Genomic DNA, 22,737 nt, shown 5'->3' on the forward strand with positions numbered 1-22,737 from the left:
CCAGGAGGCGCCCGTGTTCGACGTACCCGTGCCCGACCCCGCCGCCCGCACCGCCGCGCAGGAGCGGCTCGACGGCCTGGTCAAGCCGCTCGGCGCGCTGGGCAGGCTGGAGGAGATCGCCGCCTGGCTGGCCGCGGCCCACGGCACGGTGCCACCGCGCCCGCTGGACGACGTCCGCGTGGTCGTCTTCGCGGGCGACCACGGTGTGTCGGCGCTCTCGGCGTACCCGCGTGAGGTGACCGCGGCCATGGTGCGGGTGTTCCTGGCCGGCAAGAGCGGCGTGAACGTGCTGGCCGCCCAGGTCGGGGCGCGTGTGCGGGTCGCGGACATCGCGGTCGACTGGGACGGCGCGGACGTACCGGCGTCGGTGACGGCGCACAAGATCCGCCGCGGTTCGGGCTCGATCGACGTCGAGGACGCGCTGCTGCCGGGCGAAGCACGGGCGGCGTTCGAAGCGGGCCGGGCGATCGCCCTGGAGGAGCGCGAGGCGGACGTGCTGATCCCGGGTGACATGGGGATCGGCAACACGGCGATGTGCGCGGCACTGGTGGCGGCCTCGCTGGGCCTGCCCGCGGCGGAGGTGGTCGGCACGGGCACCGGAGTCGACGCGGCGGGCCTGCAGCGCAAGACGGCGGCGGTCGAGGCGGCCCTGGCGCGGACGACGGGCCGCACGGAGGACCCGTTCGAGAGGCTGACGGCGGTGGGCAGCGCGTGCGCCGCGGCGACGGCGGGCTTCCTGGTCCAGGCGGCGGTGCTCGGGATCCCGGTGCTGCTGGACGGCGTCTTTTCCGGCGCGGCGGCCTTGGTGGCGCGGGACATCGCGCCGGGAGCGGAGCGGTGGTGGCTGGCCGGGCACCGGTCGACCGAGCCTTCGCAGGCGTTCGCGTTGAAGGCGCTGGGCCTGGAGCCGATCCTCGACTTCGGGATGCGGCTCGGCGAGGGCAGCGGAGCGGTGCAGGCGGTACCGACGCTGCGAGCGGCGCGCGCGATCCTGGCCGACATGGGCTTGCTGGCGGACCTGGCTTGAGCCGCTGGGCCGATGCCGCGCGGATGGCCGTCGGAACGCTGACCACCGTGCCCGTCCCGGCGCCGCGCGTCATCGATCGGCCGGTGGCCGGGCGGGCCATGGTGCTCGCTCCCCTCGCCGCCGTCCCGCTGGCCGCCGCGGCCGGGGGGATCGTCTGGGCGGGTTCCGCTGCCGGTCTGCCCGGGCTCGCCACCGCCGCGCTCGCCCTCGGGGCCGTCGCGCTCGGCAGCCGGGGCCTGCACCTCGACGGGCTCGCCGACACCGCCGACGGCCTCGGTGCCTCCTACGACCGCGCCAAAGCCCTCGACGTCATGCGGCGCGGCGATTCCGGCCCCACCGGCGTCGCGACCCTCGTGCTGGTTCTCCTCGTCCAGGTCGGCGCGCTGAGCACCGCCGGCCCGGTCACGGCGGCCGCCGCGGTTCTCCTGGGCCGGTGCACGCTGTCGATGGCGTGCGCGCGGGGGGTTCCGCCCGCCCGGCCGGAGGGACTCGGTGCCACCGTCGCGGGATCCGTGCCGCGCGCCGCCGCCATCGCCGTCGGGGTGGCCGCCGCCGGGCTCGCCGTGCTGCTCCCCGGCCTGCCGTGGTGGCGCGGGCCGCTCGCGGTCGCCCTCGCCTACGCCGTCGCCGGAGCGCTCCTGTGGCGATGCACCAAGCGGCTCGGCGGCGTCACCGGCGACGTCCTCGGGGCGGGCGTCGAAGCCGCCGTCGCGGCCGCTCTCCTCGCGTTGTCAACCTAGGCGCGGCGCCCGGCGTGTACCAGGTGAAGGAGGTCACCCTGGACACCGAGACGGCCGTGGACCCGGCAGAGCTGTTCCGCACGCACCGCCCCGGCCTGGTCCGGCTGGCCGTGCTGCTGCTCGGCGACCGCGGGCTCGCCGAAGACGTCGTGCAGGACGCCTTCCTCGCGCTCTTCCGCCGCCGTCCGCTCGACGACCCGGCCGGAGCGGGCGGCTACCTCCGCGTCTCGGTCGTCAACGGCGCCCGCTCCGCGCAGCGGCGCGCAGCACGGCGGCTGCGGCACCGCACCGGCGACCGCGACGAGGTGCCACCCGCGGACACCGGCGTCCTGCTCGACGAGGAACACCGCGAGGTGCTGGCCGCCGTGCGCCGGCTGCCGCGCCGGCAACGGGAGGTGCTCGTGCTCCGCTACTGGTCCGGGCTGTCGGAAGCCGAGATCGCCGAAACGCTCGGCGTCTCGCGCGGCACCGTCAAGACCTGTGCGTCGCGCGCGCTGGCCAAGCTGCAGGGAGAACTCCGATGACCGACGTCGAGGACCGCCTGCGACGCGCCTTCCACGCCCTCGCCGACACCGTGGACGTGGCACCGGCGCCGTTCCCGGCACCCCGGCGGCGCCTGGTGGCCCCGCTGGCAGCCGCGGCCGCGACGGTGCTCGTGGCGGGCGTGATCGTCCTCGTCGCCACCCGGCCCGGGCCGGCACCCGCGCCCCCGGCCACCCCGCCCCCTCCCCCTCCCCCCACCCTGGTGACGTTGCCGAACTTCGCGCTCCTGACGCACTGCGGGGTCGACGAGGCGAAGATCGGCGCCGGCTTCTACGAGGCCGAGACGCCGCTGATCGGCCCGGCCCGCAGCGCGCCTCCCGGCTGGGACAATCCGTACCAGGAAGGCACGATGACGCTCGGCCCACCGGGCTCCGCGGTGTTCCGCGACCGCCTCGGCCACGAAGTCCGGTTCCGCCTGCGGCCCGGCGCGACGGAGTTCAAGCAGCTCTGCGATTAGGAGCTGTCCTGTAAGTCATCGGAGCCAGAGGACGACGGCGACGATGATGAGTTCGGCCTGGTAGTAGGCGGCGCGGTTGGCGTAGCGGGTGACCAGGTCGCGGAACTGTTCGAGCCGGTCGAAGCAGCGTTCGACCACGTTGCGCTGCTTGTAGACCTCGGCGTCGAAGGCTGGTGGCCGCCCGCCGCGGGAACCTTTGCTCTTGTGGTGGGCGATCTGGTCCTCGCGTTCGGGGCTGACGAAGCTGATCGCGGCGCTCCCGCATAGCCTGGCGGGTCGAGGGATGCGAATACGCCTTGTCCGCGATCACCGCCTCCGGCCGGCACCGCGGACGCCCCGGCCCGAGATGGGCGACGCTGATGCCATACAGCAACGGCACCAGCTGCGGGTTGTCCCCGACCTGACCCGGGGTGAACAGAAACCGCATCGGCAGCCCACGCCCGTCCACGGCCAGGTGGATTTTGGTGCTCAACCCGCCGCGAGACCGGCCGAGTCCTTCCCCGTCGAGGACGAGGACTTCGGTCCCGTCGCTGCATCCCCTTCCCAGGCGCCCGCAGCATGCTGATGCGCCCGGACCACACTCGAGTCCACCGAGACGATCCACTCGAGGTCGCCGACGGCGTCGTCTTTGACGATCACCCGGTCGAGGATCCTGTCCCAGGTGCCGTCTTTGGTCCACAACCACAGCCGTTCATGCGCGGTCTTCCAGGGCCCGTAGCGGTCGGGCAGGTCACGCCACGGAGCGCCGGTGTGCAGCTTCCACAGGATCGCGTTGATCACCTGCCGGTGATCCCGCCACCGCCGCCCGCCGCCTTGCTGCGGCGGCAGCAGCAGCTCGATCACCGCCCACGCCTTGTCCGTCAACTCACCGCGACCAACACCGCGCATAGATACCAGAAGCCCAGCTCAACCACTTACAGGACACGCCCTAGCCCAAACTGTCGTACCTCCTTCCTACAGTGATCCGTGTGAACCGGACCGACCGTCTCTACGCCATCGTCGAAGAACTCCGCGCCATCTCGCCGCGGCCACGCAGCGCGCGCTGGCTCGCGGACCGATTCGAGGTCAGCGTCCGCACCGTCGAACGGGACATCAGCGCCCTGCAGCAGTCCGGCACGCCGATCTACGCCGAGCCGGGCCGCACCGGCGGCTACTGCCTCGACAAGGCGCACACGATGCCGCCGGTCAACCTGACCCCCGGCGAGGCCGTCGCCATGGCGGTCGCGCTGAAACACCTCGACGGCACCCCGTTCCGCGCGGAAGCGAGGTCGGCCCTGCGCAAGCTCGTCGCGGCGATGCACGAGGAAGACGCCGCCGAGGCCCGCGAGCTGGCCTCCCGCGTCCACCTGCTCGGCAGGCCGTCGCCGCCGCCGATGCCCCGGAAGATCGCCGACGCGCTCGAGGCCGGCCGTGTCCTGCGCATCGGGTACGCCGACCGCGAAGGCGCCGTGACGCAGCGCGAAATCGAACCGCTCGCCTACGTCGGCAAGCCCACCCACTGGTACCTCGTGTCCTGGTGCCGGCTTCGAAGGCAGATCCGGGTCTTCCGCACCGATCGGATCACCTCGGTGACCGTCACGGCCGAGGTGCCGACGTTCCGCCGGCTGCGCCGCGAGGACCTCGACATCCCGTACGGCGACGTCGAGCAGCTCACCTTGGCGGGGTGAACACCGAGAAGCGGTTGCCCGCCGGGTCGAGCAGGTGCGCGAACGTCACCCCGACGGGGTTGACCGCCGGTGGCCGCTGCACCCGGCCGCCGGCCGCCTCGGCGCGCTTGCAGGCGGCTTCGACGTCCTCGACCAGCACGGTGAAGATCGCGTAGTCCTCGGTTCCGGTGGCGAGCCCGCCGCGCGAGCCGCCGGTGTTGATCACCCGGTAGGCCGGATCGGTGCTCGCCGACTCGTCCTGGGCGGTCTTCCAGCCGAAAACGTCACCGTAGAACCGTTCGGCGGCCGCCGGGTCCGCGGCACCGATCTCGAACCAGGCAACGTCGTTGAATCCGGGCATGTTGTTCCTTCCGCTGCCACGCCGGGTGTTTCCCGGTCACCGCCCACTCTCGACGCCGGTGGCGACAACCCCCTGTCGGTGTTTACGAAACTTCGCGGAAAGTGGCCAGGAACGCGTCCGTCGTCGCGCGGTCGCGGACCGCCAGCCGCAGGTGGTCCGGGCCCAGACCCGGAAACGTGTCCCCTCGCCGCACCGCGTAGCCCGCTTCCCTCAGCCGCTCGCGAAGCGCTGCCCCACCCGGAATCCGGACCAGCACGAACGGGCCGCGCGGGTCGCCCAGCACGTCGACCCCTTCGGCGGCCAGGCCGGACACCAGGTACTCGCGGTCGGCTTCCGCGGCCACCGCCAGCTTTTCGGCCTCCTCCACCGCGGCCGGGCGGCAGCACGCCACCGTCGCCACCCCGGCCAAAGTGGACACCGACCACGGCACCTGGACCGCCCGCAGCCGCGCGACGACGGCCGGCTCGGCGAGCACGTACCCCGCCCGCAGCCCGGCCAGGCCCCACGTCTTGGTCAGGCTGCGCAGGACGACGACGCCCACGTGGCCGGAAGCCAGGCTCTCGGCTTCGCCGGGAACGGCGTCCAGGAACGCCTCGTCGACCACCAGCAGCCGCCCGGGCCGCGCCAGGGCACGCAGCGACGCCGCCGGGTGCAGCACCGACGTCGGGTTGGTCGGGTTGCCGACGAACACCAGGTCAGCGTCGCCCGGCACGAGCGCCGGGTCGAGCACGAAGCCGTCCTCTTCGGACAGGATCACCCGCTCGACCGCGTGCCCCGCGGCGCGCAGCGCGGCCTCCGGCTCGGTGAACTGAGGGTGCACGACCACCGCGCGGCGCGGCCGGAAGGCCGAGGCCAGCAGGGTGAAGGCCTCCGCCGCTCCCGCCGTGACCAGGACTTCCTCGTGCGGACGGCCGTGCCGTGCGGCAACCGCGTGCACAGCGTCCTCAGTGGACGGATAGGCGGCCAGCGAGTCCAAAGCGGACGCCAGCTCCTGCCGCAGCCACGATGGCGGTCGCGGCAGCCGGACGTTCACCGCGAGATCGACCAGGCCCGGCCCGACCTCGCGGTCGCCGTGGTGGTGCAAGTCGAAACCCGCCGACGTGCTCCCTCCCGCGGAGGCGGAATCAGACACAGCCATGCGCCCGGACCCGGGCCGCGAACCGCTGGGCCAGCTCGGGGTATCCGGCCCAGTGGACGTGCAGGTAAGACGCGTGCAACGTCGGCGACGCGAAGCCGTCGAGCTGCCGGTCCCAGCCCCAGGCCGCCGAAGCGCCGTGCGAAGGCGTCACCTCGGTGCGGTGGAACTCGTGCCCGGTGACGCGCTGGCCGGCCGTCGCGAGCAGGTTGTCCTCGACGGCGACCGCGCGCCGGTAGCCGAGCTTGCCGCGGGCGGTCATCTTGGCGTCCGCGGGCACCGCGCCGACCATGGGCACGCCGTCCAGCGACTGGCACAGGTACAGCAGTCCCGCGCACTCGGCGCTCACCGGCATCCCGCGGCCGATCGCGGACGCCACCTCGGCCCGCAACGCCGTGTTCGCCGACAGCTCGGCCGCGTGCACCTCCGGGAACCCGCCGCCGAAGTAGAGACCGGCGCACCCGTCGGGCAGGGCGCGGTCTCGCAGCGGGTCGATGTCCACGACTTCGACTCCGCACGCGGCCAGCAGCTCGATGTTCTCGGTGTAGCGGAAGGTGAACGCGGGGCCGCCCGCGGCCGCGACCGTCACTTGTGGACCATCCACACCGGAGGGTTCCCAGGCCGGCGCCGAAAGCCGCGAAGCGCCGGATGCGATCCGGACGATCGCGTCGAGGTCGACGCCGTCCCGCACCCACGCGGCGAGTGCGGGCAGCACGTGCTGCGCCTCCGCGGCCCGTTCCGCCGCCGGGACGAGCCCGAGGTGACGGCTCGGCGCGTGGATCTCCTCGTTGCGGTACAACGCTCCCAGCAGCGGGACGCCGGTGGCTTCCAGCGCGGAGGCGATCTCGTCGAGGTGCCGCTGCGAGCCGAGCTTGTTGAGGATGACCCCGGCGAGCCGCACGCGGTTGTCGTAGTGGGCGAAGCCCAGTACCGTCGCGGCGACGCTGCGCGAGGCCGCCGACGCGTCGACGACCAGCACCACCGGCGCGTCCAGGACCCGGGCCACGTGCGCGGTCGAGGCGTAGCCCTCGGTCCCCAGCGCCCCGTCGAACAGGCCCATCACGCCTTCGATCACGGCGATGTCGGCGCCGCGGGAACCGTGCCGCAGCAACGGAACCAGCTGCTCCTCGCCCTGGAGGAACGGGTCGAGGTTGCGCGCCGGCCGCCCGGTCGCGAGTGCGTGGTAGCCCGGGTCGATGAAGTCCGGGCCGACCTTGTGCCCGGACACCCGGTGCCCGGCCGCGCGCAGCGCCGCCATCAGCCCGGCGGCGATCGTGGTCTTGCCGTGCCCGGAGCCGGGCGCGGCGACGACCACGCGCGCTACCACTCGATCCCCCGCTGGCCCTTCTGGCCGGCGTCCATCGGGTGCTTGACCTTGGTCATCTCGGCGACCAAGTCGGCGGCCTCGACGAGTTCAGGCGGCGCGTACCGGCCGGTGATGACGACGTGCTGGTGCCCCGGCCGCGAGACCAAGGTGGACACGACGTCGTCCACGTCGAGCCAACCCCACTTCAGCAGGTACGAAAACTCGTCGAGGACGTAGAAGCCGTGCGTCTCGGCGGCGAGGCGGCGCTTGATCTCCGCCCAGCCTTCCCGCGCGTTCTCCGCGTGGTCGTCTTCGGTGCCGGACTTGCGCGCCCAGCTCCACCCTTCGCCCATCTTGTGCCACTCGACCGGGCCGCCCTGGCCGGTGTCGTCGTGCAGCTTCCCCAGCGCGCGGAACGCGGCTTCCTCGCCGACGCGCCACTTCGCCGACTTGACGAACTGGAACACGCCGATCGACCAGCCCTGGTTCCAGGCCCGCAGCGCCATTCCGAACGCGGCGGTCGACTTGCCCTTCATCTCGCCGGTGTGCACGGCGAGCAGCGGCCGGTTGCGGCGCTGACGCGTGGTCAGCCCGTCGTCGGGGACGGCTTCGGGTTTGCCCTGCGGCATCAGGCGGCCTTTCCGGTCCGGGCGCGCACGGCGCTCGTGAGGGACTCGGCGGCGACGTCACCCAGCGGCACGTGCTCGGCGCCGAGGTGCGTGGCCAGGTCGGCGGCCAGCCCGAGCCGCATCTTGCCGCTCTCGCAGTCCATGACGATCGCCGTGACGCCGGCCAGCAGCCCGGCCGCGGCCTGGGCGCGCGCGACGGCGTCCGGGCCGCTGGTGGCGCGGCCGTCGGTGACGACGACCAGCAGCGGGCGCCGCCGGGGGTCGCGGATCTCCTCGACGCGCAGCACCCGGGCCGCCTCCAGGAGCCCTTCGGCCAACGGCGTCCGGCCGCCGGTCGGCAGGCCTTCGAGGCGGGACGCGGCCGCGTCGACGCTGATCGTCGGCGGCAGCGCGAGTTCGGCGGCGTCGCCGCGGAAAGTCACCAGCCCGACCTTGTCGCGGCGCTGGTAGGCGTCCAGCAGCAGCGACAGGACCGCCGACTTGACCTCGCGCATCCGCGCCTTCGCGCCCATCGAGCCGGACGCGTCGACGCAGAACAGGACGAGGTTGCCTTCGCGGCCTTCGCGCAGCGCGAACCGCAGGTCCTCGGGACGCAGCTTGAGCCCGGCTCCGACGCGGCCGCGGGCTTTCTGGTGCGGCGCCGCGGCTTTCACGGTCGCGACCAGGTGCGGCCGGCCTTCGCGGACGCTGCCCGGCTGGACGCCGATGGTCCGGCCGCTGTCGGTGATGGCGCGCGAACGGCGTCCGCGCTCGCCTTCGCCCATGCCCTTGACGCGGAAGACGCGCGCCTTGAACGTGTCGCCGGCGCCTACGGTCTTCTGCTGTCCGCCCGCGTTCTGCTGCGGCTCGCCTTGGCTGCCCTGCGGGACGTCCTGGGGCGCTTCCTGAGGTGCTTCCTCGGGTTTCGAGCCCGAGCCGGGTCCGTCGTCCTCGGGGCCGGGCTCCGGCGGCTGGGCGTCCTGAAGGGCCTGTTCCAGTTGCTCTTCCGAGATCCCGGGCGCGTCGAAGGGGTTGCGGCGGCGCCGGTGCGGCAGCGCGAGCCGCGCGGCGACGCGGACGTCTTCGGTGGTCACCTCGTCGCGGCCGGCCCAGGCCGCGTGCGCGACGGCGGTGCGGGCGGTGACGATGTCCGCGCGCATGCCGTCGACCTCGAAGGACGCGCAGACCTCGGCGATCTGGCGCAGAGCGTCGTCGGGGAGCTTGACGGCGGGCAGAAGCCGTTGCGCCGCTTCGATGTCCGCGGCGAGCTTGGCGTCTTCGCCGGCGTACTGCGCGGCGAAGGCGTCGGGATCGGCTTCGTAGGCCAGGCGGCGCCGGACGACCTCGACGCGCTGCTCCGGGTCGCGGCTGGAGGCGACCTCGACGGTCAGCCCGAACCGGTCCAGCAGCTGCGGCCGCAGCTCGCCCTCTTCCGGGTTCATGGTGCCGATCAGCACGAACCGCGCCGCGTGCGACACGGAGACGCCCTCGCGTTCCACGGTCGCCCGGCCCATCGCAGCGGCGTCCAGGAGGGTGTCGACGAGGTGGTCGTGCAGCAGGTTGACCTCGTCGACGTACAGCAGCCCGCGGTGCGCGGCGGCCAGGAGGCCCGGCTGGAAGTCCGTGACGCCTTCGGCGAGCGCGCGTTCCAGGTGCAGCGAGCCGATCACGCGGTCTTCCGCGGCGCCGACCGGGAGTTCGACCAGCTTCGCCGGACGCCGGTGGCTGCCCGCGCCGTCGTGGGGGCCGTCGGGGCACCAGGGGTCGGGAGCCGCGGGGTCGCAGGAGAACCGGCAGCCGTCGACGACGTCGACCCCGGGCAGCAGACCCGCGAGCGCGCGGACCATCGTCGACTTCGCGGTGCCCTTCTCGCCGCGCACCAGCACCCCGCCGACGGCGGGCGAGATCGACGAGAGGACCAGCGCCAGGCGCAGGTCGGGCAACCCGACGACGGCGGTGAACGGGTACGGCTTCAACAGCGCTCCTCCGGCTCGGCGACCGGCCGATCATCGCACAGCGCCCGCCTCGCTTAGGGTGGGAAATCGTGCGCGAAACATCACGTCGATCCGCTGCGGAGGAGGGCTCCGCGACCCGCCTCACCGTGGTGGGGATCGGAGCCGACGGCTGGCCCGGCCTGTCGGAGCAGGCGAAGGCCGCGGTGCTCGCCGCCGACGTCGTGCTCGGTGCGCCCCGGCAGCTGGGCTACCTGCCCGAGGGTGTCCGCGGTGAGCCGTGGCCGACCCCGCTGCTGCCCGCGCTGGACGCGGTCATCGCCGAGCACGAAGGCGCCCGGATCTGCGTCCTGGCCAGCGGCGATCCGTTTTTGTCGGGGGTGGGTGCCACACTGGTGGCCCATGGATACGAGGTCGAAGCGCTGCCCGCGCTCTCCTCGGTGACACTGGCCCGGGCACGGCTGGGCTGGTCCGCCGAGGAGACCGAGGTGGTCACCATCGTCGGCCGGTCGTCCGCCCGCGTCGCCCGGGTGCTGGCGCCGCGCCGGCGAGTGCTCGTCCTGGGTGCCGACGCGCCCGCTCTGCGCTCCCTGCTCACCGTGCGGGGTTACGGCGAGAGCGAGCTGATCGCGTTGGCGGACCTGGGCGGGCCCGACGAGCGCATCACCGACGGCTGGACCGGCGATCCCGGGCCGCTGACGGTGTTCGCGCTGGAGTGCGCGGGTCCGGCGTTGCCGCTGATCGGCATCCCGGACGACGTGTACGCCCACGACGGGCAGCTGACGAAACGCGACCTGCGCGTGTCGGCGCTGGCCCGCCTCGCGCCGAGTCCCGGCGAGCTGTTGTGGGACGTCGGCGCGGGCGCGGGCAGCGTCGGCATCGAGTGGTCACGGCTGAACGGGCTGAACCGGGCGGTCGCGATCGAACGCTCTCCGGAGCGGGCCGAACGCATCGGCCGGAACGCATTGGATCTGGGAGTACCGGAATTGGAGGTGGTGACGGGGGAAGCACCGGAAGCGCTGAGCGCGCTGCCCGCACCGGACGCGGTCTTCATCGGAGGCGGCGTGACGGCGCCGGGCGTACTGGACGCGTGCGTGGCGACAGGCGCGCGAGTGGTGGCGCACGGAGTGACGCTGGAGGCCGAGCAGGTCCTGGCCCGTGCGTACGAGGAGCACGGTGGAGAGCTGCTGAGGATCGGCGTGGAGCGGGCGGCCCCCTTGGGCGGCTTCACGGGCTGGACTCCGGCGCGGGTGGTGACGCAGTGGAGCAACCGGTGACCGGGGCTGCGCCACGGCACGGCTCGACGGACGGACGGCCGCTGCACCGGCCCGGCCCTGTGGAGCAGCCGATGACCGCCGCTGCGGCAGGCATCCGACGGATTGCGGGCCGTCGCGTGCAGCGGGCGGCGACAACGGGCCTCGCCGGCCGTCGCGGACACGCAACCGGCGCCGCGACACCGGCCGGCCGGCCCCGACCGGCCGGCGCCGCACACCAGACCCTGCGGAGCGACCGATGACCGTGTACTTCATCGGCGCCGGGCCCGGTGCCGCCGACCTCATCACCGTGCGGGGGCGGGACCTCCTGGCCCGCTGCGACATCTGCCTCTACCCGGGCAGCATGACGCCCACCGATCTGCTCGCGTACTGCGCGCCGGGCACCGAGCTCGTCGACACGGCGAACCTCGCGCTGGAGGCGATTGTCGCGCGGATGGTGGCGGCCCACCGAGACGGGCACGAGGTCGCGCGGCTGTGCTCCGGCGATCCGTCGCTCTACAGCGCCGTCGCCGAGCAGATGCGGCGGCTGGACGCCGCCGGGGTGCCGTACCAGGTCGTTCCCGGCGTGCCCGCCTTCGCCGCTTCGGCCGCGGTGCTGCAGCGGGAACTCACCGTGCCCGAAATCGGGCAGAGCCTGGTGATCACCCGGGTTCAGGCGCGCTCCACCAAGATGCCCTCCGGTGAGACCCTCGCCGCCTTTGCCGCGACCGGGGCGACCCTCGCGCTGCACCTTGCGATCAACCACGTCGAGCGGGTGGCCGGTGAGCTCAAGCCGCACTACGGCGAAGACTGCCCGGTCGCCGTCGTCGCGCTGGCGAGCCAGCCCGGGGAGACCGTCGTGCGCGGGGTGCTCGGCGAACTGCCGGCGCTGGTCCGCGAGGCCGGGATGACGCGCGCCGCCACCATTTTTGTCGGGCGGGTGCTCGCCGCGACGAACTTTCCCGACAGCTTCCTCTACTCGAGTGCCCGTGACCGGGCGAACCAACCGGAGTCGTTGTGACGGAACTTCGCTGGGGCCTGCTGGCCGCCGGGACCATCGCCGCCCACTTCGCCGCGGGCGTCGACGAGAGCAAACACGGCGTGCTCGCCGCCGTCGCGGCGCGGGACGCCGGCCGGGCGCGGGAGTTCGCCACGCGCTTCGACATCCCGAAGGCTTACGGCAGTTACGAAGAGCTCCTCGCCGACCCGGACGTCGACGCCGTGTACGTCGCGACACCGCACGCGCTGCACAAGCAGTGGGCCATCGCCGCCGCCGAAGCGGGCAAGCACGTCCTGTGCGAGAAGCCGTTGACCATCACCGCGGCCGACGCCGAGGAGGTGATCGCCGCGGCGCGCGCGCACGACGTCTTCCTGATGGAGGCGTTCATGTACCGGCTGCACCCGCAGACGCGGCGGCTGGTCGAGCTGATCTCCTCCGGCGCGATCGGCGAGGTCCGCGCGGTGGACACGACCTTCTCGTTCGACAGCAACCCCGAGGAGACCGCCCGCCTGTCCGACCCGGCGCTCGGCGGCGGCGGGATCCTCGACGTCGGCTGCTACTGCACGTCGCTGGCCCGGCTGGTCGCGCAAGCCGCCACCGGGCAGGACGTCGTCGAGCCGGCCGAGGTCAGCGGGATGGCGCACCTGTCCGCCACCGGCGTCGACGAGTGGGCGACCGGCCTGCTGCGCCTGCCCGGCGACATCCTCGCGACGATCTCGTGCGGGATCCGGCTCACCCGCGAGGACGGCATCCGCGTCTTCGGCTCGGCCGGGCAGCTCCACATCCCGCAGCCCGCGTGGATCCACCCGCTGCGCGACCCCGGCGTCTCGCAGATCATCCTCACCCCGGCCGGCGGCGAGCCGCAGGTCATCGAGGTCGAAGCCACCCAGGGGGTCTTCGCGCGCGAAGCGGACCACGTCGCCGCACACGTCGAAGACCGCCAGTCGCCCGAGCTGAGCTGGGCGGAGACCCTCGCCAACCTGCGTACGCTGGACCGCTGGCGCGAAGCCGTCGGCTACGGGCGTTCCTCGTGATCCTCATCCTCGGCGGAACCGGCGAAGCCCGGCAGCTCGCCGAAGAGCTCACCACCCGCGATGTCCGCGTTGTCTCTTCGCTGGCGGGACGCGTCGAGCGGCCAAGGCTCCCGGTCGGCGAAGTACGCGTCGGCGGCTTCGGCGGCCCGGACGGTCTCGCGCTATACCTGCGTGAAAACCGGATCGACGCCGTCGTGGACGCCACGCACCCCTTCGCCGAGCGCATCGGCGCGAACGCGGCGAAGGCGGCCGAGCTGACCAAAACGCCCCTCCTCCGGCTCGCGAGGCCGGGCTGGCGGCCGGGCCCCGAAGACGTCTGGCACTGGGCCGACGACCTCGCCGACGCCGCCCGGCAGCTCCCCGGCCTCGGCGAACGCGTGTTCCTCACCAGCGGCCGCCAGGGCCTCCCGGCCTTCGCGCACCTCGACGACCTGTGGTTCCTCATCCGCTGCGTCGACCCGCCCGGGCCGCCGCTGCCGCGGCACCACGAGCTGATCCTCGCCCGCGGGCCCTACGAGGTGGCCGCCGAGCGCGAGCTGCTGCGCCGGGTCGACGTCCTGGTCACCAAGGACTCCGGCGGTGCGCAGACCAGCGCGAAGCTGACGGCGGCCCGGGAACTCGGGAAGCCCGTCCTGGTGATCCGGCGCCCGTCCAGGCCGGGCACGCAGATCGCCGAAACCGTCCCCGAAGCCGTCGAATGGGTCCTGCACCGATGATCGAAGAGTTCTACGAGGTCCTGCGCAAGCGGCGGGACGTCCGCGGCGAGTTCACCGGTGAGCCGGTCCCCGAAGCCACGCTGACGCGGATCCTCGAGGCCGCGCACGCCGCGCCGAGCGTCGGGCTCACCCAGCCGTGGGACTTCGTGCTGGTCGACGACGTCGCGACGCGCGAAAAGTTCGCCAAGCACGTCCACGAGGAGCGGGAGGTCTTCGCCGGGCAGCTCGGCGAAGACCGCGCGAGCACCTTCGCGAACATCAAGGTCGAGGGCATCCTCGAGGCGAGCCTCGGCATCGTCGTCACCTACGACCCGGCGCGCGGCGCGCCCGACGTGCTCGGCAGGCACGCCATCGCCGACGCCGGCCTGTACTCGGTGTGCCTGGCGATCCAAAACCTGTGGCTCGCCGCGACCGCCGAAGGCCTCGGCATCGGCTGGGTGAGCTTCTACCGCGAACCGTTCCTGAGCGAGCTGCTCGGCATCCCCGGCGGCATCCGGCCGGTCGCGTGGCTGTGCGCCGGCCCGGTGAGCCGGCTGGAAACCGTCCCGGACCTGGAACGCCACGGTTGGCGCAGCCGCCGTCCCCTGTCGGCGGCGGTACACCACGGACGGTTCACCCCGCGTGACCCGGGGGCTGCGTCAGCCGCCGGGGTCTGACCCGTTAGCGTTGCGCCGATGCGTCTGATTGCCGTAGCGCTGGGGCTGCTCTCGGCCTTGTGCGCGCTGGCTTTCCCGTTCCTGCCGGTGGTGCAGGACACAGCGGAGGTCGTCTGGCCCACCGGCAGCGACACCCGCTCCGTCAACGCGCCCTTGACCGGGTACTGGGCCCAGGACCTGCGCGTGGAGCTGCCGTGCGCGGCCATCCGCTCGGTGGACGCCCGCACGAACGGTCCCGGCCTGCTGTTCGCCACCGTGCCGGACGGCCGCACCGACCCGAAGTCCGGCAACGGCGTCGGCCTGCAGCTGCGCGTCGACAACGGCGTGCTGCTCGCCTCCAGCCAGGGCCAGCAGATCGCCCAGCAGCCGCTGCCCGCCGAAAAGTGCGACGTCGAGCTGGACGTCGACGCGACGCAGATGACCCTCGCCGTCACCGGGACGCCGGTGTTCCACGCCGAGGGCGACGTCCGGCCTCGCGTCGTCGGCATCTACTCCTCGATCAACTCGAGCAAGGACCCGATCGCCGGCCTGCACGTCTCGGTCGTGCCGGACACGCGGTACCAGACGTCGCCGACCGCGCTGAAGATCATCGTCGGCGTGCTCGCCGTGCTGTCGCTGATCGGCTGCATGATCGCGGTCTGGCGCCGCGACTCCGGGTTCGCCCGCCGCGCCCCGCGCTGGGCACCGGTCGGCTGGTGGCGGCTGACCCTGCGGGACACCACGGTGATCGCCGCGCTCGGCGCGTGGGTCTTCATCGGCCCGGTGACCTCGGACGACGGTTACATCCTCACGATGGCCCGGGTCACCGAGTCGACCGGCTACCTGACGAACTACCACCGCTGGTTCGGCGTCGCCGAGGCGCCGTTCGGCTGGTTCTACCACCTCTTCGAGCTGATGACGCACGTCAGCACGGTGCCGCCGTGGATCCGGCTGCCGTCGTTCCTGCTCGGCGTGCTCAGCTGGCTGCTGATCAGCCGCGAGGTGATGCCGCGCCTCGGCACCCAGATCCGCACCAGCCGCCCGGCCAGCTGGGCCGCCGCGACGGTGTTCCTGATCTGGTGGATGCCCTACAACAACGGAGTCCGCCCGGAACCGGTGGCCGCGCTCGGCTCGCTGCTGGCGATCTGCGCGGTGGAGCGCGCGCTGGTGACGCGGCGGCTGCTGCCCCTGTGCCTCGGCCTGACCGCGGCCGGGTTCACCCTGGCCGCGACGCCGACCGGGCTGATCGCGGTGGCGCCGTTCCTGGTCGCCGCGCGCCCGCTGTTCAAGCTGATCCGCCAGCGCGCGAACGAGAACGGCTGGATCCCGGTGCTCGCCCCGATCGCCGCGGCCGGGCTGCTGGTGCTGGTCGTGGTGTTCGCCGACCAGACGTTCGCGACCGTCCAGGAAGCGACCCGGATCCGGACGCAGGTGGGCCCGAACCTGTCGTGGTTCCAGGAGCTCGCGCGCTACCAGCTGCTGTTCGAGAGCCTGCCGGACGGCTCGGCGCCGCGCCGGTTCCCGGTGCTGCTGGTGCTGCTGTGCACCGGCACCTGCCTGGTGATGCTGCTGCGCCGCGGCCGCATCCCCGGCGCGTCGCTCGGCCCGGCGCGCCGTCTGATCGGCACGACGGCGGTGTTCTTCCTGCTGCTGGCCCTGACGCCGACGAAGTGGACGCACCACTTCGGCGCGTTCGCCGCGGTCGGGGCGTCGATGGCGGCGCTGACCGCGCTGGCGACCAGCTCGACGGTGCTGCGGTCCAAACGCAACCGCGCCGCGTTCCTCGCCGGGCTGCTGGTCGTCGCGGCTCTGGCCGCGACCGGCCCGAACACCTACTGGTTCGTCTCGCGCCTCGGCGTCCAGTGGACGAACGTGGCGCCGTCGATCGGCGGCATCGGCCTGTCCACCATCCTGCTGGTCGCGGCCGGGATCGCCGGGGTGTACGCGTTCGTCGAGAACGTCCGCGCGCACCGGCCGGGCCTGCCGGACCAGCCGCAGGAAGGCCGGCTGCGCGCGCTGCGGCTCGGGTCGCTGTCGCTGGTGGTGGTGTGCGGCCTGGTGGCGGCGGGCGAGTTCGTCACGATGGCGTGGGCGATCCACAACCAGTCGGGCAGCTACAGCCTGGGCGCAGCGAACATCGGGCACCTGTTCGGCAAGAGCTGCAACCTCTCCGACCACGTGATGGTGGAGCGCGACGCGGCGACGAGCATCCTGCACCCGCAGTCCGAGCAGCGGACCGTCGCGGAGAAGCCCAAGGCACCCGAGTCGCCGCTGCCGAACCCCGACCAGGACAACGGCCGCGTCCAGACCGGCTTCCACACCCGCCCGGTCGACGACAAGGACCCGCTGGCCGAGCCGCCGCACGGGTTCACCCCGGATAGGGTGCCGATGTGGTCGAGCTTCCTCGACCCCGAGACGCGCGCCGGCCGGTTGCGCAGCGACTGGTACGCGCTGACGGAGAAGCCCGCGGACGGCCAGATCGTGGTCGCCACGGCGGGCGCGGCCCGGAGGCCGACATCGGTCAGCCTCGACTACGGCGTCAACAGCCCCGACGGCGTGAAGGTCCTCCGCAGCCAGTTCATGCTCCCCCCGGGCGCGGGCACCAACGGCTGGAACGACACCCGCATCAACCTGCGCGACCTCCCGCCGGAGACGAACGCGGTCCGCATCAACATCGTCGACAACGACCTCACCGAGGACGGCTGGATCGCGGCATCGGCCCCCCGCGTCCCGACGTTCACGACGTTGACCGACCGCATCGGCTCAAAGCCGGTGTACCTCGACTGGCCGGCGTCGTTCGTGTACCCGTGCGTCCAGCCGGTGACGTCCCACGACGGGATCTCCCAGGTCCCGGACTACCGCATCACCGCGGGCGGCCTGGCCGACGAGGCCCAGTGGGCGTCCTCGACCAACGGCGGGCCGATCGGCTGGCTGGAGGAGCTGGCCGAGGAGCCGGAGGTGCCGAGTTACCTGATCGGCCAGCCGAGCCAGTCGTGGGGCCAGCTGCTGCAGATCGAGCCGTTCACCGAAGGCATCGCCCCGACGGTGATCCACGGGGAGAAGACGGTGCCGGGCTGGTGGTCCCCGGGACCGGGACCGCGGCAGCCGAACGGCAAGGACCCCACCCGCTAGCCCCAAGCGCCCCAATGTGGCGTTGGTTGCGTCTGACGCACCCAATGTGGCGTTCGGTGCGTCTGACGCACCGAACGCCACATTGGGGCGCTAGTAACTCCGGGGCGTCCAGACGAGGCCGTTGTCGACCCGGGTCTTCGACGAGCCGATGATCAGCAGGCACCGCATGTCCACAGTAGACGGGTTCAGCTCCCCCAGCGTCGTGACCCGGATGTCCTCCTCCGGCCCGCCGACGTCCCGGGCCACCACCACCGGGGTGTCCACAGAACGGTGGCGGAGCAAGACCGCGCGGGCGTCTGCCAGCTGAGTCGTCCGGGAGCGGGAAGCCGGGTTGTACAGCGCCAGCACCAGATCCGCCGCTCCCGCCGCCTCCAGGCGCTTCTCGATGATCTCCCACGGCTTCAGCCGATCGGACAGCGACAGCACGCAGTAATCGTGCCCCAGCGGCGCTCCCACCCGCGAAGCCGCCGCCTGGGCGGCGGTCACCCCGGGCACGATCCGGACCCGGACACCTGCGCCGTGACCGGCGGCGACCTGCTCCAGCACCGCCGACGCCATCGCGAACACCCCCGGGTCGCCCGAGGACACCACCGCGACCCGGGAGCCGGATGCAGCCAAGGACAACGCCTCGCGCGCCCGGTCCGCCTCGACGCGGTTGCCGGACGCGTGCCGCTGCTGGCCCGCCTTCTGGGGCACCCGCGCGACATACGGCCCGTACCCGACGATGTGCTCCGCCGCGTCAAGCTCCGAAGCGGCTTCGGGCGTCAGCCACTCGGGACCGGCCGGACCGAGACCCACGACGACGACCTCACCGGCCGAAGGCGCGGCAGCAGGAGGAGAAGCCGGCGAAACCCGAGACGCATAAGCCGGCGAAGGCAGCAAAGCCAGCGAGAAATACGGGACAGTGGAGGGATCGACCGAAGCCAGCGGCTCGACCCGCTGCTGTCCCCACGTCGCCCGCTCGACGTAGACAGCTTCGTCCAGCTTGCCCGCCTCCGCGAACGCCTCCCGCACCGACGAAAACGTCCGCCCCAGCTTCAGCACCGCCGCCGCGTCGGTGTCCGCGAGGCGCCGCGCCAGTTCCGGGGCCGGGAGCGTGCCCGGGAGCACCGTCAGCACCTCGTCGCGCTGGACCAGCGGGCGGCCGAAGACCGCTGCCGCCGCGCTCACCGAGGTCACCCCCGGCACGACCACGGCCGGGAACCGGCCCGAAAGGCGCTCGTGCATGTACATGTACGAGCCGTAGAAGAACGGGTCGCCCTCGCAGAGCAGGACGACGTCGCGGCCCGCGTCGAGGTGCTCGGCCAGCCGCTTCGCGCTCAGCTCGTAGAAGTCGGCGATCGCGCCCTCGTACCCGCCCGGGTGGTCGGTCGTCTCCGTGGTGACCGGGTAGACGAGCTTCTCCTCGATCTGCCCCTCGCGCAGGTACGGCTCGGCGACCGACCGCGCGATGCTCCGGCCGTGCCGCGCGCAGTGGTACGCGATCACCGACGCTTCCGAAATCAGCCGGGCCGCCTTGACCGTCATCAGTTCCGGGTCGCCCGGGCCGAGCCCGACGCCGTACAGCGTGCCGGTCATTCTTCCGCGCTCGCGAGTGCGTTGATCGCCGCGACGGCCATCGCGCTGCCGCCGCGACGGCCGTGCACCACCAGGTACGGTGCCGGGGCCCGCTTCACCAGCTCCACTTTGGACTCCACCGCGCCGACGAACCCGACCGGGACGCCGATGATCGCCGCGGGCGCGCCGACGCCTTCGTCGAGGATCTCCAGCAGGCGGAACAACGCGGTCGGTGCGTTCCCGATCGCCACGACCGAACCAGGCAGCTTGTCGCGCCAGAGTTCCAGGGCCGCCGCCGAGCGCGTGGTGCCCATCCGCTCGGCCAGACCGGGCACCGAAGGATCCGACAACGTGCAGAGAACTTCGTTGTCCGCGGGCAGGCGACGGCGGGTGACCCCGCTGGCGATCATCTGCGCGTCGCACAGGATCGGGGCGCCGGCTTCCAGCGCCGCGCGGCCGGACTCGACGACGTCGAGCGTGTAGCGCAGGTCGTCGACCAGATCGACCATGCCGCAGGCGTGGATCATCCGGACCGCCGGCCCGGCCACGTCGCCGGGCAGGATCGCCAGGTCCGCCTCCTCGCGGATCGTGGCGAACGAGTGCCGGTAGATCTCGGCACCGTCCCGCAGGTAGTCGATCACAGATTCCCTTCCATCTCGTCGAGCGGCACCCACCGGCCGTCGATGCGGTAGCCCCCCGCTTCGGCGACCACGTCCACATGGGACTGCGACGGCTTCCCGCACCGCCGTTCGCAGCCCGAGAAGTGCGCGCGCAGGCCGGGCCGGAACACCGCGTCGGCCCGGACGTCGGCGCGCGACTTCGCGCAGCCCGGACGGCCGATGCACGCGCTGGTCCCCAGGGCCGTCGCACCGAAACCCAGCCGGTCGAAGACGTCGGCGGGCACGTCCGGCAGCACCACGGACTTCCACGGCGTGACCAGGGCCGGGCCGAACTCCGCCAAGGCACGCGCCTGCGTCGCGGACAGCTGCCCGAAGCGCGGGACGACCCCGGCCGCGAAGCCGCCGTCCCGCTCGATCAGCCCCGCCGGGACCGCGAACGCGCCCCGCGGCACCGGCGTCCCGCGCCAGGCCGGGTCGTCGAGTTCGGCGACGCGCCAGGCGGCCCCGCGGACGCGGCCGAACTCCAGCGCGACCTCGACCAGCGCCGCGACGGCGTCGGCGCGCGCCACCCGGCGTCCGGTGTCGCCGCCCGCGAGCAGCAGCGTCCCGGTGCCGGCGTCCAGCGCCCGCCAGCAGACGTCGGGGCCCTCGCCGGCGACGTCCCCGCGGCCGTCGTCGAAGGCGAAGAGGAACCGCCCGGGCAGCGACGCCAGTTCCGGCGTCGCACACAGCGCCAGATCGAGCGAAGCCGCCAGGCCGCGGACGTCGGCGAGGCCGCCGCGCAGCCCGCTCAGCGGCGACGCGAGAACGTTGCGGACCCGCTCGTGCGACGGCGACGGCAGCAGGCCGGCGTCGGTCAGCCGGGCCGCCAGGCCGGGCCGGCTGACGCCGCGCAGCTGGACGTTGCCGCGCGAAGTGAGGTGGAGGTCGCCGTCGCCGCACGCTTCGGCGCAGTCGGCGAGCGCGCGCAGCTGCGCTGCGGAAATCGTGCCGCCGGGCAGCCGCACGCGGGCCAACGGTCCGTCGGCGGCGTCGTGGGGTGCGAAAACACCAGGGCATGCGTCGGCTCGCACACGTGCTGGGGTCGGCATGGGGTCACTGTAGCTGGCGGATCTGCGGCCCCGGGCGAGCCGAACGCGGGCGGTGTTCCAGCTCACGCCACCTCTCGGGGCAGCAGAAGTCTCATCGAATGTAGTAGGTGTGCTACATTCGATCGCATCAGTCAGATGGGGGTGACCGGGTGAGAAATCCAGCGGATCCCGTCGTCCGCGTGCGCGGGCTGCGGATGCGGTACGGCGCGAACGACGTGCTCCACGGCGTCGATTTCGAGGCGCACCGGGGCGAGGTCGTCTGCCTGCTGGGGCCGAACGGCGCGGGCAAGACGACGACGATCGAAATCCTCGAGGGCTTCCGCATGCGGTCGGCCGGCGAGGCGAGCGTGCTGGGCGTCGACCCGGCCCACGGCGGGGAAGACTGGCGCGCGCGGCTGGGAGTCGTGCTCCAGTCCTGGCGCGACCACGGGAAGTGGCGCGTCCGCGAGCTCCTCGCGCACCTCGGCCGGTACTACGCGCCGTACTCGACGGCGTCGCGCCCGCGGCCGTGGGACGCCGACGAGCTGATCGCGACGGTCGGGCTCAGCGAGCACGCGCACAAGAAGCTCAAGCAGCTCTCCGGCGGCCAGCGGCGGCGGCTCGACGTCGCCATCGGCATCGTCGGGCGTCCCGAGCTGCTGTTCCTCGACGAGCCGACCGCGGGCTTCGACCCGGAGGCGCGGCGGGAGTTCCACGACCTGGTGCACCGGCTGTCCGACGAGCTGGACACGACGATCCTGCTGACCACGCACGACCTCGACGAGGCCGAGAAGCTGGCCGACCGGATCCTGATCCTCAACGGCGGCCGGATCATCGCCGACGGCTCGGCCGACGCGCTGAGCAGGCAGATCTCCGGCGAGGCCGAGGTCCGCTGGAGCGTCGACGGCCAGCGCTTCGTGCACCTGACGACCGAAGCGACGAAATACGTCCACGACCTGTTCAAGCAGCACGGCGAGGCCGTCGAGGACCTCGAGGTCCGGCGGGCGTCGCTGGAGGACACCTACATGACGCTGGTCCACCGCGCCGAGGCCGGCGGCGAGACGGAGCTCGGGCTCCAGGAAGCGGGGGCACGATGAACAGCAGGACCGCCGCGCTGCGCTCCGGGCTGGCCCGCGGCTGGATCGAGTACAAGCAGACCTGGACGAACGCCGACGACGTGGTCGGCCAGCTCTTCTTCGTGCTGCTCTTCCTCGGCACGCTGTTCTTCATGCGCAACGCGACCCTGCCCGGCACGTCGTTCTCGCTCGGCGCGGCGACCGTGCCCGGCATCCTCGGCGCCGGCATCGTGTTCAACGGGCTGACCGGCGCGGCGGGCTACCTGGCCGTCGACCGCGAGGACGGCACGCTGCTGCGGGCGAAGGCGACCCCGAACGGCATGCTCGGGTACCTGGTCGGGAAGACGACGGCGCTGACGCTGGCCCAGGTCACCTCCGTGGCCGCGGTTCTGATCCCGTGCCTGTTCGCGTTCTCCGCGCTGGCACCCGACGGCGGCTGGTCGTACCTGCACCTCGCCTGGGTGCTGGTGCTCGGGCTGTGCGCAACGATGCCGATCGGCGCGGCGCTGGGGTCGCTGGCCAACAGCGCACGGTCCATCGGGCTGATCTCCCTGCCGGTCATGGGCCTGGGCGCGATCTCCGGGATCTTCTACCCGATCACGGCCCTGCCGGAGTGGGTGCAGGGTGTCGCGCAGGTGTTCCCGATGTACTGGCTGGGGCTCGGGATGCGCTCGGCGCTGCTGCCGGACAGCGCGGTCGTCGTCGAGATCGGGCAGTCGTGGCGGCCGCTGCCGACCCTGGCGGTGCTCGTCGCGTGGTCCGTGATCGGATTGGCGCTGGCCCCGGTCCTGCTCCGCCGCATGGCGCGGCGCGAGGCGGGATCGTCGGTGGCCGAACGGCGGGAGAAGGCCATGCAGCGTGTGGGGTAG

23 protein-coding genes and 1 pseudogene are annotated in these 22,737 nt (G+C 73.0%); 13 read left to right on the forward strand and 11 right to left on the reverse strand.

From position 1 onward, the window contains the following. The first annotated feature begins 13 nt into the window (after positions 1–13). From cobT to Q5425_RS26195, 4 genes are read left to right on the forward strand one after another with little or no spacing between them, the layout of a single operon-like run. Entirely contained in the window at positions 14–1,027 is a 1,014-nt protein-coding gene (gene cobT / locus Q5425_RS26180) for a nicotinate-nucleotide--dimethylbenzimidazole phosphoribosyltransferase (protein ID WP_308674960.1), read from the forward strand. A 23-nt stretch (positions 1,028–1,050) separates the two neighbouring features. Further along, positions 1,051–1,767, forward strand: coding sequence for an adenosylcobinamide-GDP ribazoletransferase (locus Q5425_RS26185; RefSeq protein ID WP_308675081.1), 717 nt, complete (start codon positions 1,051–1,053; stop codon positions 1,765–1,767). Positions 1,768–1,781: 14 nt separating this feature from the next. Continuing rightward, positions 1,782–2,291 (forward strand): SigE family RNA polymerase sigma factor, encoded by a 510-nt coding sequence (locus Q5425_RS26190; RefSeq protein ID WP_308674961.1) that lies wholly within the window; start codon positions 1,782–1,784, stop codon positions 2,289–2,291. Continuing rightward, positions 2,288–2,767, forward strand: a complete 480-nt coding sequence (locus Q5425_RS26195; RefSeq protein ID WP_308674962.1) for a hypothetical protein — start codon at positions 2,288–2,290, stop codon at positions 2,765–2,767. The genes Q5425_RS26190 and Q5425_RS26195 overlap by 4 nt, the downstream gene beginning before the upstream one ends. 15 nt (positions 2,768–2,782) lie before the next feature. Here the strand turns inward: Q5425_RS26195 and Q5425_RS26200 are convergent, their stop codons facing one another. The 3 genes and pseudogenes from Q5425_RS26200 to Q5425_RS26210 all read right to left on the reverse strand — a co-directional run bounded on the left by Q5425_RS26200 (position 2,783) and on the right by Q5425_RS26210 (position 3,655). Next, a complete protein-coding gene (locus Q5425_RS26200; protein WP_308675087.1) occupies positions 2,783–2,905 on the reverse strand; it encodes a hypothetical protein in 123 nt (40 codons plus the stop codon). A 148-nt stretch (positions 2,906–3,053) separates the two neighbouring features. After that, a pseudogene (locus Q5425_RS26205) lies at positions 3,054–3,215 on the reverse strand (IS5/IS1182 family transposase); the annotation flags it as partial. Between the two features lie 20 nt (positions 3,216–3,235). Continuing rightward, entirely contained in the window at positions 3,236–3,655 is a 420-nt protein-coding gene (locus Q5425_RS26210; RefSeq protein WP_308674963.1) for an IS5 family transposase, read from the reverse strand. A gap of 80 nt (positions 3,656–3,735) precedes the next feature. Between Q5425_RS26210 and Q5425_RS26215 the strand changes: the two genes are divergently transcribed. Then, positions 3,736–4,434, forward strand: coding sequence for a YafY family protein (locus Q5425_RS26215; protein WP_308674964.1), 699 nt, complete (start codon positions 3,736–3,738; stop codon positions 4,432–4,434). Here the strand turns inward: Q5425_RS26215 and Q5425_RS26220 are convergent. The 5 genes from Q5425_RS26220 to Q5425_RS26240 all read right to left on the reverse strand — a co-directional run bounded on the left by Q5425_RS26220 (position 4,418) and on the right by Q5425_RS26240 (position 9,799). Next, entirely contained in the window at positions 4,418–4,774 is a 357-nt protein-coding gene (locus Q5425_RS26220) for a VOC family protein (RefSeq protein ID WP_308674965.1), read from the reverse strand. The two genes, Q5425_RS26215 and Q5425_RS26220, sit on opposite strands and share 17 nt — an antisense overlap. A gap of 82 nt (positions 4,775–4,856) precedes the next feature. Continuing rightward, complete coding sequence (cobC, locus tag Q5425_RS26225) at positions 4,857–5,912, reverse strand: Rv2231c family pyridoxal phosphate-dependent protein CobC (RefSeq protein WP_308674966.1); 1,056 nt, start codon at positions 5,910–5,912, stop codon at positions 4,857–4,859. Further along, entirely contained in the window at positions 5,899–7,224 is a 1,326-nt protein-coding gene (locus tag Q5425_RS26230) for a cobyrinate a,c-diamide synthase (RefSeq protein ID WP_308674967.1), read from the reverse strand. The genes cobC and Q5425_RS26230 overlap by 14 nt, the downstream gene beginning before the upstream one ends. A 5-nt stretch (positions 7,225–7,229) precedes the next feature. Further along, the gene (gene cobO, locus Q5425_RS26235) at positions 7,230–7,844 is read right to left on the reverse strand and encodes a cob(I)yrinic acid a,c-diamide adenosyltransferase (protein ID WP_308674968.1); all 615 of its coding nucleotides are present in this window, start codon (positions 7,842–7,844) and stop codon (positions 7,230–7,232) included. After that, positions 7,844–9,799: a putative cobaltochelatase gene (locus tag Q5425_RS26240; RefSeq protein WP_308674969.1), complete on the reverse strand. Its 1,956-nt coding sequence runs from the start codon at positions 9,797–9,799 to the stop codon at positions 7,844–7,846. The genes cobO and Q5425_RS26240 overlap by 1 nt, the downstream gene beginning before the upstream one ends. 68 nt (positions 9,800–9,867) lie before the next feature. Between Q5425_RS26240 and cbiE the strand changes: the two genes are divergently transcribed. From cbiE to Q5425_RS26270, 6 genes are all read left to right on the forward strand, one after another. After that, positions 9,868–11,052: a precorrin-6y C5,15-methyltransferase (decarboxylating) subunit CbiE gene (gene cbiE, locus Q5425_RS26245; RefSeq protein WP_308674970.1), complete on the forward strand. Its 1,185-nt coding sequence runs from the start codon at positions 9,868–9,870 to the stop codon at positions 11,050–11,052. Between the two features lie 235 nt (positions 11,053–11,287). After that, positions 11,288–12,049, forward strand: coding sequence for a precorrin-4 C(11)-methyltransferase (gene cobM, locus Q5425_RS26250; RefSeq protein ID WP_308674971.1), 762 nt, complete (start codon positions 11,288–11,290; stop codon positions 12,047–12,049). Continuing rightward, positions 12,046–13,062: a Gfo/Idh/MocA family oxidoreductase gene (locus Q5425_RS26255; protein WP_308674972.1), complete on the forward strand. Its 1,017-nt coding sequence runs from the start codon at positions 12,046–12,048 to the stop codon at positions 13,060–13,062. Before cobM ends, Q5425_RS26255 begins: the two co-directional genes overlap by 4 nt. After that, positions 13,059–13,778, forward strand: a complete 720-nt coding sequence (locus Q5425_RS26260; RefSeq protein ID WP_308674973.1) for a cobalt-precorrin-6A reductase — start codon at positions 13,059–13,061, stop codon at positions 13,776–13,778. The genes Q5425_RS26255 and Q5425_RS26260 overlap by 4 nt, the downstream gene beginning before the upstream one ends. After that, positions 13,775–14,434 carry a 5,6-dimethylbenzimidazole synthase gene (bluB, locus tag Q5425_RS26265; protein WP_308674974.1) on the forward strand — a complete coding sequence of 220 codons (660 nt, stop codon included), beginning with the start codon at positions 13,775–13,777 and terminating at the stop codon, positions 14,432–14,434. The genes Q5425_RS26260 and bluB overlap by 4 nt, the downstream gene beginning before the upstream one ends. A gap of 18 nt (positions 14,435–14,452) precedes the next feature. Further along, positions 14,453–17,545 carry an arabinosyltransferase domain-containing protein gene (locus Q5425_RS26270; protein WP_308674975.1) on the forward strand — a complete coding sequence of 1,031 codons (3,093 nt, stop codon included), beginning with the start codon at positions 14,453–14,455 and terminating at the stop codon, positions 17,543–17,545. Positions 17,546–17,635: 90 nt separating this feature from the next. On the opposite strand, the gene Q5425_RS26275 is transcribed toward Q5425_RS26270, so the two are convergent. Genes Q5425_RS26275 through Q5425_RS26285 form a run of 3 tightly spaced genes read right to left on the reverse strand, consistent with a single transcriptional unit; the run spans position 17,636 to position 20,813 of the window. Beyond that, complete coding sequence (locus tag Q5425_RS26275) at positions 17,636–19,123, reverse strand: precorrin-2 C(20)-methyltransferase (RefSeq protein ID WP_308674976.1); 1,488 nt, start codon at positions 19,121–19,123, stop codon at positions 17,636–17,638. Further along, positions 19,120–19,743 (reverse strand): precorrin-8X methylmutase, encoded by a 624-nt coding sequence (locus tag Q5425_RS26280; RefSeq protein WP_308674977.1) that lies wholly within the window; start codon positions 19,741–19,743, stop codon positions 19,120–19,122. Before Q5425_RS26280 ends, Q5425_RS26275 begins: the two co-directional genes overlap by 4 nt. Then, positions 19,740–20,813, reverse strand: a complete 1,074-nt coding sequence (locus tag Q5425_RS26285; protein ID WP_308674978.1) for a precorrin-3B synthase — start codon at positions 20,811–20,813, stop codon at positions 19,740–19,742. The genes Q5425_RS26280 and Q5425_RS26285 overlap by 4 nt, the downstream gene beginning before the upstream one ends. A gap of 194 nt (positions 20,814–21,007) precedes the next feature. Between Q5425_RS26285 and Q5425_RS26290 the strand changes: the two genes are divergently transcribed. Together Q5425_RS26290 and Q5425_RS26295 are read left to right on the forward strand one after the other, a co-directional pair. Next, the gene (locus Q5425_RS26290) at positions 21,008–21,889 is read left to right on the forward strand and encodes an ABC transporter ATP-binding protein (RefSeq protein ID WP_308675082.1); all 882 of its coding nucleotides are present in this window, start codon (positions 21,008–21,010) and stop codon (positions 21,887–21,889) included. Next, positions 21,886–22,737: an ABC transporter permease gene (locus Q5425_RS26295; RefSeq protein ID WP_308674979.1), complete on the forward strand. Its 852-nt coding sequence runs from the start codon at positions 21,886–21,888 to the stop codon at positions 22,735–22,737. Before Q5425_RS26290 ends, Q5425_RS26295 begins: the two co-directional genes overlap by 4 nt.

The sequence above is a fragment of the Amycolatopsis sp. A133 genome, assembly GCF_031082405.1.
Classification (GTDB): Bacteria; Actinomycetota; Actinomycetes; order Mycobacteriales; family Pseudonocardiaceae; genus Amycolatopsis.